Source organism: Photobacterium gaetbulicola, from assembly GCF_003025515.1.
GTDB classification, from domain to species: Bacteria; Pseudomonadota; Gammaproteobacteria; order Enterobacterales; family Vibrionaceae; genus Photobacterium; species Photobacterium gaetbulicola.
Window position 1 is genome coordinate 82109 of the sequence record NZ_PYME01000004.1, and the last position, 15000, is coordinate 97108.

Genomic DNA, 15000 nt, shown 5'->3' on the forward strand with positions numbered 1-15000 from the left:
TTCATGGGGCTTCGTACCTATTTCAGTGCCGTTACAATATCTGATGCCATTCGGTTAACATTCCTTGCATGTTAACCCTGACGCGGCGTGAATATTTTTATTCACATCTTTTGAATTAATATGTTTACCGATATTTCCTATCGCTGTCAACTCCCTGGAGAGGAAAAAACGCAAATCAATCAGGAGGGCCCCGGCTCGGTTGGCCCCTCCCCTGCAAACCACAGCACAAAGCACTAAATTACCGCCCAAATGCCACCTTTATCGACATATTGCACAACAAGCACACAGATTTTGTGCTTTATCACACCGTATTTCAGAATACTTTGTTACAAATCTGCTTTCATAACATGATAAAAATCAATGCACTGTCGTTTTCTTACCGGTTCTGCCGAACAATGTTGACCTCAAAGCCTGAACACGGCTAGATTGTTGTCTATTGAGTTAATCGGATGTAATAAATTTACGAGATGGATGCGATATGAACGAAAAGTACAGCGCGCTTAGAAGCAACGTCAGTATGCTCGGCCACATGCTGGGGACGACAATCAAGGAAGCGCATGGTGAGGAGCTACTGAGCAAAGTAGAGACCATCCGCAAACTGTCCAAATCTGCCCGCGCAGGAAACCAGGACGATCGTGCCAAGCTGATCGACGAGCTGCAGAACCTGCCGGATGACCAGCTGCTGCCTGTAGCCCGGGCCTTCAGCCAGTTCCTGAACCTGACCAATATTGCCGAGCAGTACCACACGGTTTCCCGCCACAGCGAAGAACATATCTGCAGCCCAGACTCTATTGATGCCCTGTTCGCCAAGCTGGATGAGCAGGACATCAGCCAATTCGACTCGATCCAGGCAGTACGCGATCTCAACATTGACCTGGTACTCACGGCCCACCCGACGGAAATTGCCCGCCGGACCATGATCCACAAGCTGGTACAGATCAATAAATGCCTGTCCAAACTGGAATTGAGCGAACTGTCCACCAGCGAGCGCCAGCGCGTCGAACGCCGCCTTGAACAGCTGATCGCCCAGGCATGGCATTCCGATGTGATCCGCAAGCAACGCCCGACACCGCTTGATGAAGCCAAGTGGGGCTTTGCGGTGGTTGAAAACTCGCTATGGCAAGCGGTGCCGGAGTTCCTGCGCCAGTTTGACGAGAAGCTAACGGCTCATCTGGGCGAAGGCCTGCCAATCGACGCAGCCCCGGTCACCTTCTCATCCTGGATGGGTGGTGACCGTGACGGTAACCCGTTTGTGACCTCTGAAGTGACCCGTGAAGTACTGCTGCTCTCGCGCTGGAAAGCTGCCGATCTCTACCTACAGGACGTCAAGGAGCTGGTCAGCGAGCTGTCGATGGTCAAGTGCAACGACGAGGTCCGCGATCTTGCCGGTGACGAGCATGAACCTTACCGTGCCATCTTGAAAGATCTGCGTGCCAAGCTGACCAATACCCGTGATGTGCTAGATGCCAAGATCAAAGGCCTCGACGCGCCAAGCTACGGTATCATCGACGATATCAGCCAGCTGTGGGATCCGCTTTACGCCTGCTACCGCTCACTCCACGACTGTGACATGGGGATCATCGCCGATGGCCTGTTGCTCGACGTACTGCGCCGCATCAAGTGTTTCGGTGTCCACCTGGTTCGTCTGGACATCCGCCAAGAGAGCACCCGTCACTCCAACGTGATTTCCGAGCTAACCCGCTACCTTGGCCTCGGCGACTACGACCAATGGAGCGAGCAGGACAAAGTCGCCTTCCTGGTGCGCGAACTGTCTTCCAAACGTCCGTTGCTACCGCGCGACTGGGCACCTTCTGACGAAGTCAAAGAAGTGATCGAAACCTGCAAGGCCATTGCCGACCAGCCTCGCGAAGCCTTGGGCGCGTATGTGATTTCCATGGCCCGCACCGCATCTGATGTCCTGGCTGTTCACTTGCTATTGCAAGAAGCCGGTTGCAAGTTCCGTATGGATGTTTGCCCGCTGTTTGAAACCCTGGACGATCTCAACAATGCCGAGGGCGTGATCAAGCAGTTGATGAACATCGACTGGTACCGTGGCTATATCCAGAACCACCAGATGGTAATGATCGGTTACTCCGACTCCGCCAAAGATGCCGGCGTCATGGCCGCAGGCTGGGCCCAGTACCATGCGATGGAGTCGCTGGTTGAGGTGTGTGAGGAAGCTGGCGTCGAGCTGACCCTGTTCCACGGCCGTGGCGGCTCTATCGGCCGAGGTGGCGCGCCAGCGCACGCGGCCCTGTTGTCTCAACCACCACGTAGCCTGAAAGGCGGCTTGCGTGTGACAGAGCAAGGCGAAATGATCCGCTTCAAACTGGGTCTACCAGAAGTAGCGGTAAACAGCCTGAGCCTGTACGCCAGCGCAATTTTGGAAGCGAACCTGATGCCGCCTCCGCAGCCGAAGCAAGAATGGCGCGAGCTGATGGATGTGCTGTCTGAAGTGTCCTGCGACGCTTACCGCGATGTGGTGCGTGGCAATCCGGAGTTTGTCCCGTACTTCCGTGCGGCAACCCCTGAGCTCGAGTTGGGCAAATTGCCGTTGGGCTCACGTCCAGCCAAGCGTAACCCGAAAGGCGGTGTGGAAAGCTTGCGCGCGATCCCATGGATCTTCGCCTGGAGCCAGAACCGCCTGATCCTGCCAGCTTGGTTGGGTGCCGGTGAGGCCATCCAGTTCTCGATTGACAAGGGCCATGCCGCTCAGCTTGAGGAAATGTGCCGCGAGTGGCCATTCTTCTCAACCCGCCTGGGGATGCTGGAAATGGTATTTACCAAGACCAATATCGGCATTGCGGAATACTACGACCAGCGCCTGACCGACAAGTCACTGTGGCCTATGGGACAGAAGCTACGTGAGCAACTGCAAAAAGACATCAAGGCGGTGCTGAACGTGGAAAACAGTGCCCACCTGATGGAACAAAACCCATGGGGTGCCGAGTCAATCCGCCTGCGTAACATCTATGTCGAGCCGCTGAATATGCTGCAGGCCGAGTTGCTCTACCGTACCCGCCGCCAGGAGACGCCATCGCCGATGCTGGAAGAAGCACTGATGGTCACCATTGCTGGTATCGCGACCGGTATGCGAAACACCGGCTAACCGGCACGCGACATATTCGACATAAAAGGCTAGCGCCTGATGCGCTAGCCTTTTCTTTTCTCCACAACTTCACATCGCCTCACTATTGAGACAGTACTGCCAACACGGGTTTAACTAAACTAAACCACACGCAGTGAAATTGTTTGATGCAAAACAATTTGCATCAAAGAATGAATAGCAAATAACAGGCAATATATAGACCAGCATCACAAGACGGGCAATTGGTTGCACCAGTTTTCGTCGATATCACGCTCTGATGTCGAAAATTAGCTCATTGATGTGTATGCTACGTGATCTTGATCAGGCACTGCAACAGCACGATTATAAAAACGCCAATGAGCGATGGGTACGTTGCGGCCGTCTCAGGCCATGCCGATTGAGTTATTTTTTTGTAGTATTTTAACGGATAGAAGAGATGTCACTACCACACGTTATTTTGACTGTGTTGAGTAACCGAGATGCCACCGGTTACGATATCACCAAAGAGTTTTCCCACAGTATTGGCTACTTCTGGAAAGCCAGCCACCAGCAAGTATACCGCGAGCTGAACAAGATGGCCGGCAATGACCAGGTAACCTGCAAACTGGAGCCGCAAGAAGGCAAACCCGATCGCAAGGTCTATTCCATTACCGATCTGGGCCGTCAGGCACTGTTTGAGTGGTTCCAAGAGCCAGCCCGAAACCCAACCATCCGCGATGAATTTTCTGCCAAGCTGGTCGTGTGCGGTGTCCACAATTCAGAGCCGATGCAGCAGCAGCTTGAAGGCCTGATCGAAGAGTCACACACACTAATCAACCATTACAACGAAATGGAGAAAATCCATTTTGCTGACCACAAGAACCTCGATCGCCAATCCCGTCTTGACCGTCTAACCCTTCGCCGAGCGATCCACAACCGTCAGGCATGGATTGACTGGGCCGAAGAAGTACTGGCTGAGCTGAAAGACATGGACTCCGCTGGCAGCCCTGTTGCCCTGTAAGTTTTAACTTCAGCGAAGAACATAAAAAAGCCGCTCCGAGCGGCTTTTCTTTTATTTATCACTTGGTGCCGGCCTTCTCGCATCAGGCCTTGGCACGCACCCCCAGCGTATGGCAGATGGCATAGGTCAGTTCGGCGCGGTTAAGGGTATAGAAGTGGAAGTCCTTCACCCCTTCGCGGCTCAGTACCCGCACCATATCGATCGCATTGCTGGCCCCTACCATCTGGCGGCTGAGCAAATCGTCGTCCAGCCCTTCGTACTGCTTCTCCAGCCAGCCCGGGATCTTGACGTTATTGGCGTTGGCAAAGCGCTTGGCCTGCTTCATGTTGGAAACCGGCAGGATCCCCGGTACGATTTCAACATCGATCCCCGCCGCCACGCAGCGGTCACGGAAGCGCAGGTAGCTTTCAACGTCAAAGAAGAACTGGGTGATGGCACGGCAGGCACCGGCATCGACCTTGCGCTTGAGGTTGATCAGGTCGGCCTGGGCACTCTTGGCTTCAGGATGCACTTCCGGGTACGCTGCCACCGAGATATCGAAGTCGGCTTCCGAGCGCAGCAGCTCAACCAAGTCCGCCGCATACATATCCGGCTTGACCCCCTGGGCCGGCAAATCGCCGCGCAGGGCAACGATATCGCGGATACCGTTGTTCCAGTAGTCGCGGGCAATGCTGCGCAGTTCATCGCGGGTCGCATCGATACAGGTCAAGTGCGGTGCCGCCACCAAGCCGGTCTGCTCCTTGATGTCTTTGATAATCGAGTGGGTACGGTCACGCTCACCCGAGTTAGCCCCGTAAGTCACCGAGACGAACTTAGGTTGCAGCGTTTTCAGGCGGTGAATGGAATTCCACAGCGTCTGCTCCATCTGCTCGCTGCTTGGCGGAAAGAATTCGAACGACACATTGATGTTGCCGTCAATGTCAGCAATATTCTGGTTCAGTGAATCCAAGTGGCTTGCGTATGAATACCCCATAATCCATTCCTTACTCTTGTTGGCACGCGGCCGCTCCCTAAAACTGACGTCATCCAAATAACCGTTTAGACGTCTATATGTCTACAGAATGTCTTGTAACCAATTTAATGTCAACACGATGATCATGAATATTTCTCAACTTCAAATTGCAGGATCTTCAACATTGCCCGGCCACTAAAAAGCCCGCAAACAGCGGGCTTGTCGGTCATAAACGATAGTCATGGACACTTGAGCTAGGCAAGCTCAACCACCCAGACCATTGCACTGGATCACCTTCCTTTAGCCAGTGAATTTCACTGACGAGAGGCGGTAGTTGGCAGCCTGATTACAACATCGACGCCAGGCGGTTGATATCCGACAGCAGCGCCCCGGCCGTCACATCACGGCCCGCCCCCGGTCCACGGATCACCAACGGATTATCGCGGTACCAGCGGCTTTCAATCGCAAAGATGTTATCGCAAGGCAGCAAGTTAGCCAGAGCATGCTCGCGCGGCAACGCCTCGATCCCCACCGCCGCCTTTCCGTGGCGATCAAGCCGGGCAATATAGCGCAGGACTTTCTCCTCTTTCTGGGCCTTGCCCAGCCGCTCATAGAGCAGCTCATCCAACTCTACGGACTGTTCGAAAAAGTCATCGACCCCAAGAGCAGCCAGCGACTCAGGCACCAAGGTTTCCACCCTGACCTGCTCAGGCTCCAATGACAGACCGGATTCTCGAGCCAAGATCACCAGCTTGCGCATCACATCGCTGCCGTCCAGGTCATGGCGCGGATCTGGCTCGGTCAGCCCCTGCTGCCAGGCCTGCTCGACCAGCTGCGAGAAAGGCACCGAGCCATCATACTGCTGGAACAGCCACGACAAGGTTCCGGAGAAGATCCCCGACAAGGCAATGATTACATCGCCGCTCTCGCGCAGATCACGCACCGTATGGTTGACCGGCAGGCCGGCCCCGACGGTCGCGTTGTAGAGCCAGAACCGGCTGCTCTTGGCGAACGCATCGATCACCTGATGGTAATCATCACCCGAGGCAGAGCCTGCCACCTTGTTGGCCGAAATCAGATGCAGCCCCGCTTCGGCCACCTGCGGATAGCGCGCAGCCAGCTCGCTGCTGGCGGTCACATCCAGCACGATCACGTCATCATAGGTGTGGCTGGCCAGCACCGACAGCCACTCGCTACCTTCATATTCCACCGCTTCGTCATCAAAGGCATGCTGGGCTCGGCCGGCATCGATGCCGTCAAAGTCAATCCAGTGACGACGGCTGTCAACCACCCCAACCAGGGTAAAGCTCATTCCGTGACGCTTTTCCAGCGTCGCCTTCTCGGCCCCGAACAACTCGAGCCAGCGGCTACCGATATTGCCCTTGCCACACAGCACCAGGCCAATACGCTTCTGGGCCTGGAACAAGCTCTGGTGGATCCCCTGGATCAGGCTATCGGTATCGGCTTTGCGCAGCACCGCGACCAAGCTCAGACCCGATTCCGACTCAGCGATAAACTCCAGCGCCTGGCCTTTGAGCTGCTGGTAGAAGCCGTAGCAATGCACAGCATTGTTCACCACCCCGGCCCCCACTGCCGCCACCAGCGAGAAGCCCTCGCGCAACCTTAGCTCCGCCACGATGCCGCTATCTTGCAGCTGGGCCAGCACACTATTGACCACTTCGGCGGTATAAGCCAGCTGCACCCGGCCTTTGTCCGGCTCAACGCTGCTGGCAAGCGGCTGCAGCTGGGTACGCTGCAGGAAGCGCTCGATATCGGTGGCAATCGGTGCGAAGTCATGGGCTCGGGTCACCGACAGTTCAATCAGGCACACGTCATCGAGCGAGGTGATGATCTTGGCGCCGCGTCCCGAGGCGAGGACTCGCTCAACCCGGGTCGAGCCCTGCTCCGGCTGGTGGCTGCAACGCAGGGTCAGATCAATGGCACTCTGTGCCACCGGCTGCAAGGTACGGCTATGCAATACCGGTGCCGCCAAGCGCGCCAGCTCACTGGCCTCATCAAGGCGCAGCAGTGGCAGCAGGCAGGCATCGGCAACCTTGCGCGGGTCGGCGCTGTAGACACCGGCGACGTCACTCCAAATCGTGACCCGCTCGACATCCGCCAGCGCTCCGATCACGGTGGCCGAATAGTCAGAGCCGTTGCGGCCGAGCAGCACCGTCTCGCCGCTCCCGTTTTGGGCCATGAATCCGGTGATCACCACCCGTTGATGGCTGTACTGGGCCAACTGCTCCTTGAGCAGCGGCCAAGACAGGGCGCGGTCGACTTCCGGCTGGGCTGCCCGCTCGGCGCGCAGAAAGCAGCGCGAGTCGAGGCTGACAGCCGGCAGCTGCTGCTTGTTCAACAACGCGGCCAACAACCGCGCCGACCACTGCTCGCCGTGGCCCAGCACCCAGGACTGCTCCGCCTCGGTCAGCGGCTTTTCCGCCATGGCGGACAGCCCCCCCAACTCAAGGTGCAGCTGGGTCAACAACGCATCGGCTGCCTCCCCCTCGAGCAGCGACTCTATCAGTTCCTGCTGGAACTTACGCAGCGACTGCAACGCCTCGTGAGCCCGACGGCCGTCTTTCTCCAACAGCTCAAGCCACTCAATCAAACGGTTAGTGGTCTTGCCGGCCGCCGACACCACCACTAAATCACTCGCGCTCGAATACTCGCGCAAGATCTCCGCGACCCGCAGGTAGCACTGCGGATCAGCCAGGCTGCTCCCCCCGAACTTATGCAGCTGACGTGTTTCCAAAACGCTCATTTACACGCCCTCCGCCGCTAGGTTGAAGGCTTGTTCCAGATCGGCAATCAAGTCCTCGGGATCTTCAAGCCCTACCGACAGCCGCAGCAGAGACGGCTTCAAACCCGCTTCGGCCTGGGCCTCATCTGACATCGCACGATGGGTCATACTGGCCGGGTGGCAAATCAGGCTTTCGGTCCCGCCGAGCGATTCAGCCAATGAGAAACAGTTTAGCGCCTTCACAAACACCTCCAGCTGCGCCATGCTGCCCGCTATTTCAAAGCTCAGCATCGCCCCAAAGCCCTTCTGCTGCTTGAGGGCGATAGCATGGCCTGGGTGCTCCGGCTGGCTCGGGTGGTAAATCGTCCCCACCATCGGCTGCTGCTGGAGGTAGGCCAAGATCTGGCGGCTGTTTTCTTCGTGCATGCGCATTCTCGGCGCCAGTGTACGCAGGCCCCGCAGGGTCATATAGGCATCGAACGGCGCCCCGGTTGCACCGATACAGTTCGCCCACCAGGCGATCTCTTCGGCATGCTCTTGCTGCTTGGCGATCAGCACACCGCCGACCACATCCGAATGGCCGTTGATGTATTTGGTGGTGGAGTGGACAACAAAATCTGCCCCAAGGGCAATAGGCTGCTGGAGGATAGGAGACAGGAAAGTGTTGTCGACCGCGACCAGCGCGCCAACCTGCTTGGCCGCGGCACAAAGCTCAGCCACATCGACAATACGCAGCAGGGGGTTCGACGGGGTTTCCACCCAAATCAACTTGGGCTGCAGCGCCAGTGCATCGGCCAGGGCTGCCGGATCGGTCTGGTCGACAAAGCGGACTTTGAAATCGCCTTTCGCCGCCCGGGAATTGAACAGGCGGTAAGTACCGCCATAGCAATCATGGGGGGCAACAATCAAATCATCCGGCCCGATCAATGCAGAAGCCAGCAGGTTAATCGCCGCCGTTCCGCAGTTGGTTACGACGGCACCAGCCCCCCCTTCCAGCTCAGCCAGCGCATCGGCCAGCGTATTGCGGGTCGGGTTGCCAGAGCGGGAGTAATCATACTGTGGCACCTCGCCCAACTGCGCAAAACTATAGGTCGAGGTCAAATAGAGAGGGGGTACCACAGCATTGTACTGGGTATCAGATTCGATGCCGGTGCGAACAGCGACGGTGGCTAGCTTCTTGTCACACATAATTACTTTCCTTGTCAGGGCGGCCCTGGTGAATAACTTTTATGCAACAACATAACCACAAACAAAGAGGACGTCAACACTTCTAGACGTCTATATGTCTTTGCTTATGGCGGTAAATCCCGCTAAAATTCAGGCATACTATATTTCATCACTTTTATATCGCTGAGAAGGTAAAAAATGGCAGAGTGGAATGGCGAATACATCAGCCCTTACGCGGAACATGGTAAGAAAAACGAGCAAGTAAAAAAAATTACAGTTTCGATTCCATTGAAGGTACTGAAAATTCTGACCGACGAGCGTACCCGCCGCCAAGTCAATAACTTACGCCATGCTACCAACAGTGAGCTGCTGTGCGAGGCTTTCCTGCACGCCTACACCGGACAGCCGCTTCCTACTGATGACGACATCCGTAAAGACCGTCCAGACGACCTTCCGGCCGAAGCCAAGGCCCTGATGGAAGAGATGGGGATCAACTACGAAGACATTACCGAATAAGCCTATGTGCATTCGTCTGCGTCAATAATGCCACCGTATTTTGACGATAAAAAAACCAGCCTTGCGGCTGGTTTTTTCGTTTACGGTGCAATGTACGAAAATTATTTCGCTTCCATATAACCGGCTGGCATGTCGATTTGGGCCACGCCCGATTCCACGGCGGCTTGGGCTACGGCCTTGGCCACGCGTGGCAGAAGGCGAGGATCCATCGGCTTAGGAATGATGTAATCCGGGCCAAACTCCAGCTTGTCAGCACCGGCGGCGGCAATCACCTCAGCCGGTACCGGCTCTTTGGCCAGCGCCCGGATAGCATCCACCGCGGCCAGCTTCATCTCGTCATTGATCTCGCTGGCACGAACATCCAGGGCACCACGGAAAATGAACGGGAAGCAGATGACATTGTTAACCTGGTTCGGGTAGTCCGAACGGCCGGTCCCCATGATCAGATCATCGCGCACCGCATGGGCCAGCTCAGGCTTGATTTCCGGGTCCGGGTTAGAACACGCAAACACCACCGGTTTGTCTGCCATCAGCTTCAGCGCTTCCGGTGCCAGCAGATCCGGGCCTGATACCCCGACAAAGATATCGGCCCCTTCGATCACATCTTCCAAAGTACGCTTGTCAGTGTTGTTGGCGAACAGCTGCTTGTATTCGTTGATGTCGTCACGACGGGTATGGATCACGCCCTTGCGGTCAAGCATGTAGATCTTCTCGCGCTGGGCACCGCACTTGATAAGCAGCTCCATACACGCCACCGCCGCCGCACCGGCACCCAGGCAGACAATCACCGCTTCGCTGATCTTCTTGCCTTGGAGCTCCAGCGCATTGAGCATACCCGCTGCAGTCACAATCGCCGTACCGTGCTGATCATCATGGAACACCGGGACGTGGCAGCGCTCAATCAGGCGTTTTTCGATTTCGAAACAGTCAGGCGCCTTGATATCTTCCAGGTTGATACCGCCGAACGTATCGGCAATATTGGCAACCGTATCGACGAACTCATCAATCGTACGGTGCTTGACTTCGATATCGATCGAGTCAAGGCCAGCAAAACGCTTGAACAGCAAAGCCTTACCTTCCATCACAGGTTTTGAAGCCAATGGGCCAAGGTTGCCTAGACCCAGAATTGCCGTACCGTTGGTGATCACCGCAACCATGTTGCCCTTGCCGGTGTACTTGTAAACATTTTCCGCGTTTTGCGCGATTTCACGCACGGGCTCAGCAACACCCGGGCTGTAGGCAAGCGCGAGATCCTCTACGGTATTGGCCGGTTTGGTCAGCTCTACAGCAATTTTGCCGGGTACTGGGTAAGCATGGTAATGAAGGGCCTGTTGGCGAAAATCTTCAGACATAGTGTTCGAAATCCTGACTGGAGGTGACTTTATTTTGGAATTTAGACATAGATCATATTCTATGGCAGCACGAAATCCTAGCACCGAACATCTGGTCGATCCAATGATTCCCGGGCGGAATGCCCGACACCTGAGGGGAATATGGCGGCCTGACGGATAACTCTCGGTGTGATTTACCAGCGCCACGGGCCGAGACATGCAGATTAGGTATAAAGCGGGTAAAACGTGGGATAAAAAACGGGCATAAAAAAAGGGATGCTTGCGCATCCCTTTTTTCGAAATTCATCTGGCAATTACTTGCTAGAAAGCGCACCGAAACGCTTGTTGAATTTGTCGATACGACCACCAGAGCTAACCTGACGCTGCTTACCAGTGTAGAATGGGTGACACTTGTCGCATACATCAAGGTTGATGTCTTTACCCATAGTAGAGTTAAATACGAAAGTGTTGCCGCAAGAACAACGTGCGTTTACTGCTGTGTACTCTGGGTGAATACCTTGTTTCATGGGATAACCTCAAAAGTAAGGCCGTGTCGCTCTCCCGATCCAAAGCCGGGCACCACACGTCGTTAATAACAAGCGTAACGGCGACATTGCCAATACGCCAAATTCAGGCGGCGTATAGTAATCAATCGCGCAGCCCAGATCAACCGATATGCGCCTTTTTTCGCCGCTTTGCCGCCTGACGCCGGGCAAGGTACACTTCTCTATCTTAGTAGATGCGGATTTAGCGGTTAAATATGACGCCCAACATTGCCCGAGTGGCCCTTCCTGTTCCCCTAGACAAGCAATTTGATTACCTGGTCAAGCCCGGCCAGCAGCCTGTCGTCGGCGGGCGGGTCAAAGTGCCGTTCGGGCGCCAGCAACTGGTCGGAATCGTAATGGCACTGACCGATACCTCCGACTTTGCCATCAACCAGCTCAAGCCCATCCACACCGTACTAGATTCGGCTCCGCTGTGGGAGCCGAGCTTGTTCAAGCTGCTGACCTGGGCCAGCCAATATTACCAATACCCGCTCGGCGACAGCCTGGCCAACGCCATGCCCGCCCTACTGCGCAAAGGCCGCGAGGCCGCCCCCTCGGCACTGAAAATGTGGCAGCTGACCGAAAGTGGCCACAATCAGCCGCTGACCACCCTCAAGCGCGCCCCGCGCCAGGTCCAAGCCTTGACCATGCTGCGCCAGGGCGCGCTGAGCCACGAGGCCATGCTGGCCGAAGAGGTTAGCAGTGCGACCCTTAAAGCACTGGCCGATAAAGGCTGGATCGAAGCCATCGAGCAAACCCCTGCCCTGCGCCACTGGCTGTCTCAGTTTGCCGTCACCGAGGAGAAGCCCCGGCTCAACGAAGAGCAGGCCCTGGCCATTGCCAGCGTCAACGCCAACCCGGATTTCGGCTGCTACCTGCTCGAAGGCGTCACCGGCTCGGGCAAGACCGAGGTCTATCTCAACCTGCTCGAACCGGTGCTGGCCGCCGGCAAGCAGGCATTGATCCTGGTCCCCGAGATAGGCCTGACCCCGCAGACCATCAACCGCTTCCGCCGCCGCTTCAATGTGCCGCTGGAAACCATCCACTCCGGGCTCAACGACACCGAGCGCCTGTCGGCCTGGCTCGCTGGCCGGGACAACCAGGCCGGAATCATCATCGGCACCCGCTCGGCGCTGTTCACCCCGTTTGCCAACCTCGGCATCATTATTGTCGACGAGGAGCATGACGCTTCCTACAAGCAACAAGACAGCCTGCGCTACCATGCCAGAGACTTGGCGGTAATGCGCGCCAGCCAGGCCAATATCCCCGTAGTCCTCGGCTCGGCCACCCCGGCGCTGGAGACCCTGCACAACGCCAAGAGCGGCAAGTACCACCACCTGATCCTGTCGCGCCGGGCGGGCTCGGCGCAGGCCGCCCGCCACGGCGTGCTCGACGTCAAGGGACAGTTCCTCGAGGCCGGGTTATCCGCCCCGCTGATCGCCCGGATGCGCCAGCACCTCGAGGCCGGCAACCAAGTAATGCTGTTTCTCAACCGCCGCGGCTTCGCCCCGGCGGTGATCTGCCATGACTGTGGCTGGCTGGCCGAATGCCAGCGCTGCGATGCCTACTACACCTTCCACCAGCAGAGCGGCGAACTGCGCTGCCACCACTGCGCCACCCAGCGGCCGATGATGCACCATTGCGGCCAGTGTGGCTCGACCCAGCTCAACGCGGTCGGGGTCGGTACCGAGCAGCTCGAGCAGCAGCTCGAGACGCTCTTTCCAACCTTCAAGACAGTACGTATCGACCGCGACAGCACCCGGCGCAAGGGCAGCCTAGAGAATTACCTCGAGGCAATTCGCAACAACGAGTACCAAATCCTGATTGGTACCCAGATGCTGGCCAAGGGGCACCATTTCCCCGATGTCACTCTGGTTGCGCTGCTTGATGTCGACAGCGCATTGTTCAGCAACGATTTCAGGGCCAGCGAGCGCCTGGCGCAGCTGTTTATCCAAGTTGCCGGGCGCGCGGGCCGGGCCAGCAAGCCCGGAGAGGTGGTCCTGCAGACCCACCACCCGGAACATGCCCTACTGCAATCGCTGCTCTACAGGGGCTATGACCACTTTGCCGCCGAGGCCCTGAACGAGCGCAAGCAGGCCTGGCTGCCGCCCTTTACCTACCTCGCCCTGCTTCGGGCCGAGGCCAACCAGAGCGAGCTGGTCGAACAGTTTCTGCAGCAGGTACGGGGGATTTTCGAGACCAGCCCTGTCGCCAGCCAGGATACTCAGGTGATGGGGCCCAACCCGGCTCCACTGGCTCGCCGGGCGGGGCGCTACCGCTGGCAGCTGCTGTTGCAAGCACCGAGCCGCAGGGCGCTGCAGCAATGGCTGTCGGTCGCCAAGCCGGCGATTGCCCTGCTGCCCCTCGCCAAGAAGATCCGCTGGTCAATTGATGTCGAACCGCAAGATTTAACTTAAAATGAACAATGCGACGTACATCACATATCGGATGTAATTTATGCTGTTTAAAGCATGTTTAATCCCCGGCAGACAGCCTACAATAACAAGCTCGCTGGCTCAGGTATCGGCCGTTTTGGCCATGATCCCCCAGCGGCAAAAGAGAGAAAAATAATAGAGAGGAACCTTAACTATGGCGACAATGAAGGATGTTGCCCAGCTCGCCGGTGTCTCGACGGCCACGGTTTCCCGTGCCCTGATGAACCCGGAAAAAGTGTCAGCATCGACCCGGAAAAAGGTCGAGCAAGCTGTCATGGATGCTGGCTATTCACCCAATTCACTGGCTAGGAATCTACGTCGCAACGAATCAAAAACCATCGTCACTATCGTACCCGATATCTGTGATCCCTATTTCACCGAAATCATTCGCGGTATCGAAGAAGCGGCAATGGAGCATGGCTACCTGGTCCTGCTTGGCGATAGCGGGCAACAGAAAACCCGCGAGAATTCATTCGTAAACCTCGTATTCACCAAGCAAGCTGACGGGATGTTACTGCTCGGCACCGACCTGCCCTTTGATGTCAGCAAACCCGAGCAGAAGAACTTGCCGCCGATGGTTATGGCGTGTGAATTTGCGCCGGAGCTCGAGCTGCCGACCGTCCATATCGATAACCTGACCGCAGCCTTCGAGGCCGTCAACTACCTGACCCAGATGGGCCACAAGCACATCGCCCAAATTGCCGGTCCCGACAGTGCCGCCCTGTGCCAGTTCCGCTCGCAGGGTTACCAGCAGGCACTGCGCCGCGCCGGGGCCGAGTTGAATCCGGCGTATACCGTCAAGAGTGATTTCAGCTTTGCCGGTGGTGCCCGGGCCGTGACCGCGCTGCTGTCGCTGCCGGAACCGCCAACCGCCCTGCTGTGCCACAACGATGTCATGGCCATTGGTGCCATGCAGCAGGCCAAGCGACTGGGCTTCCGGGTACCGCAAGACCTGTCGATTGTCGGCTTCGATGACATCCAGTTTGCCGAATACTGCGATCCGCCGCTGACCACAGTCTCCCAGCCGCGCTATGAGATCGGCCGCCAGTCGATGCTGATGCTGCTCGATATCCTCAAGGGCAAAGATATCGCCTCCGGCTCTCGCCTGCTCGATGCCAAGCTGGTCATCAGGGAAAGTGCCGCGCCACCGGCCAATTAACCCTAACCGGCCGTATTGGCTGTTTTTTTAGGGCGAGCTCACAAAACCCATGCCTTACGGTGCA

Annotated in this window: 10 protein-coding genes; 5 read left to right on the top strand and 5 right to left on the bottom strand. The window is 56.8% G+C overall.

Annotated features, from left to right (window positions below; genetic code table 11):
• The first annotated feature begins 478 nt into the window (after nucleotides 1-478).
• A complete protein-coding gene (gene ppc, locus C9J03_RS04560; RefSeq protein WP_044622357.1) occupies nucleotides 479-3109 on the top strand; it encodes a phosphoenolpyruvate carboxylase in 2631 nt (876 codons plus the stop codon).
• 415 nt (nucleotides 3110-3524) lie between these two features.
• Nucleotides 3525-4088, top strand: coding sequence for a PadR family transcriptional regulator (locus C9J03_RS04565; protein ID WP_044622356.1), 564 nt, complete (start codon nucleotides 3525-3527; stop codon nucleotides 4086-4088).
• Nucleotides 4089-4170: 82 nt separating this feature from the next.
• On the opposite strand, the gene metF is transcribed toward C9J03_RS04565, so the two are convergent.
• The 3 genes from metF to C9J03_RS04580 all read right to left on the bottom strand — a co-directional run bounded on the left by metF (nucleotide 4171) and on the right by C9J03_RS04580 (nucleotide 8971).
• The gene (gene metF, locus C9J03_RS04570) at nucleotides 4171-5061 is read right to left on the bottom strand and encodes a methylenetetrahydrofolate reductase (RefSeq protein ID WP_044622355.1); all 891 of its coding nucleotides are present in this window, start codon (nucleotides 5059-5061) and stop codon (nucleotides 4171-4173) included.
• A gap of 325 nt (nucleotides 5062-5386) precedes the next feature.
• A complete protein-coding gene (locus tag C9J03_RS04575; RefSeq protein ID WP_044622354.1) occupies nucleotides 5387-7804 on the bottom strand; it encodes a bifunctional aspartate kinase/homoserine dehydrogenase II in 2418 nt (805 codons plus the stop codon).
• The gene (locus tag C9J03_RS04580) at nucleotides 7805-8971 is read right to left on the bottom strand and encodes an O-succinylhomoserine (thiol)-lyase (protein WP_044622353.1); all 1167 of its coding nucleotides are present in this window, start codon (nucleotides 8969-8971) and stop codon (nucleotides 7805-7807) included.
• 177 nt (nucleotides 8972-9148) lie between these two features.
• On the opposite strand from C9J03_RS04580, the gene metJ reads away from it, so the two are divergent.
• Entirely contained in the window at nucleotides 9149-9466 is a 318-nt protein-coding gene (metJ, locus tag C9J03_RS04585) for a met regulon transcriptional regulator MetJ (RefSeq protein WP_039469057.1), read from the top strand.
• A 101-nt stretch (nucleotides 9467-9567) separates the two neighbouring features.
• Here metJ and C9J03_RS04590 read toward each other — a convergent pair whose 3' ends face one another.
• A complete protein-coding gene (locus C9J03_RS04590) occupies nucleotides 9568-10818 on the bottom strand; it encodes a malic enzyme-like NAD(P)-binding protein (protein ID WP_039469059.1) in 1251 nt (416 codons plus the stop codon).
• Nucleotides 10819-11111: 293 nt separating this feature from the next.
• Complete coding sequence (gene rpmE, locus C9J03_RS04595) at nucleotides 11112-11324, bottom strand: 50S ribosomal protein L31 (protein WP_008988141.1); 213 nt, start codon at nucleotides 11322-11324, stop codon at nucleotides 11112-11114.
• 233 nt (nucleotides 11325-11557) lie between these two features.
• Here rpmE and priA point away from each other — a divergent pair, with 233 nt between their 5' ends.
• Nucleotides 11558-13759 carry a primosomal protein N' gene (gene priA / locus C9J03_RS04600; RefSeq protein WP_044622352.1) on the top strand — a complete coding sequence of 734 codons (2202 nt, stop codon included), beginning with the start codon at nucleotides 11558-11560 and terminating at the stop codon, nucleotides 13757-13759.
• A gap of 172 nt (nucleotides 13760-13931) precedes the next feature.
• Nucleotides 13932-14936 carry a DNA-binding transcriptional regulator CytR gene (gene cytR, locus C9J03_RS04605; RefSeq protein ID WP_039469068.1) on the top strand — a complete coding sequence of 335 codons (1005 nt, stop codon included), beginning with the start codon at nucleotides 13932-13934 and terminating at the stop codon, nucleotides 14934-14936.
• Nucleotides 14937-15000 lie beyond the last annotated feature (64 nt).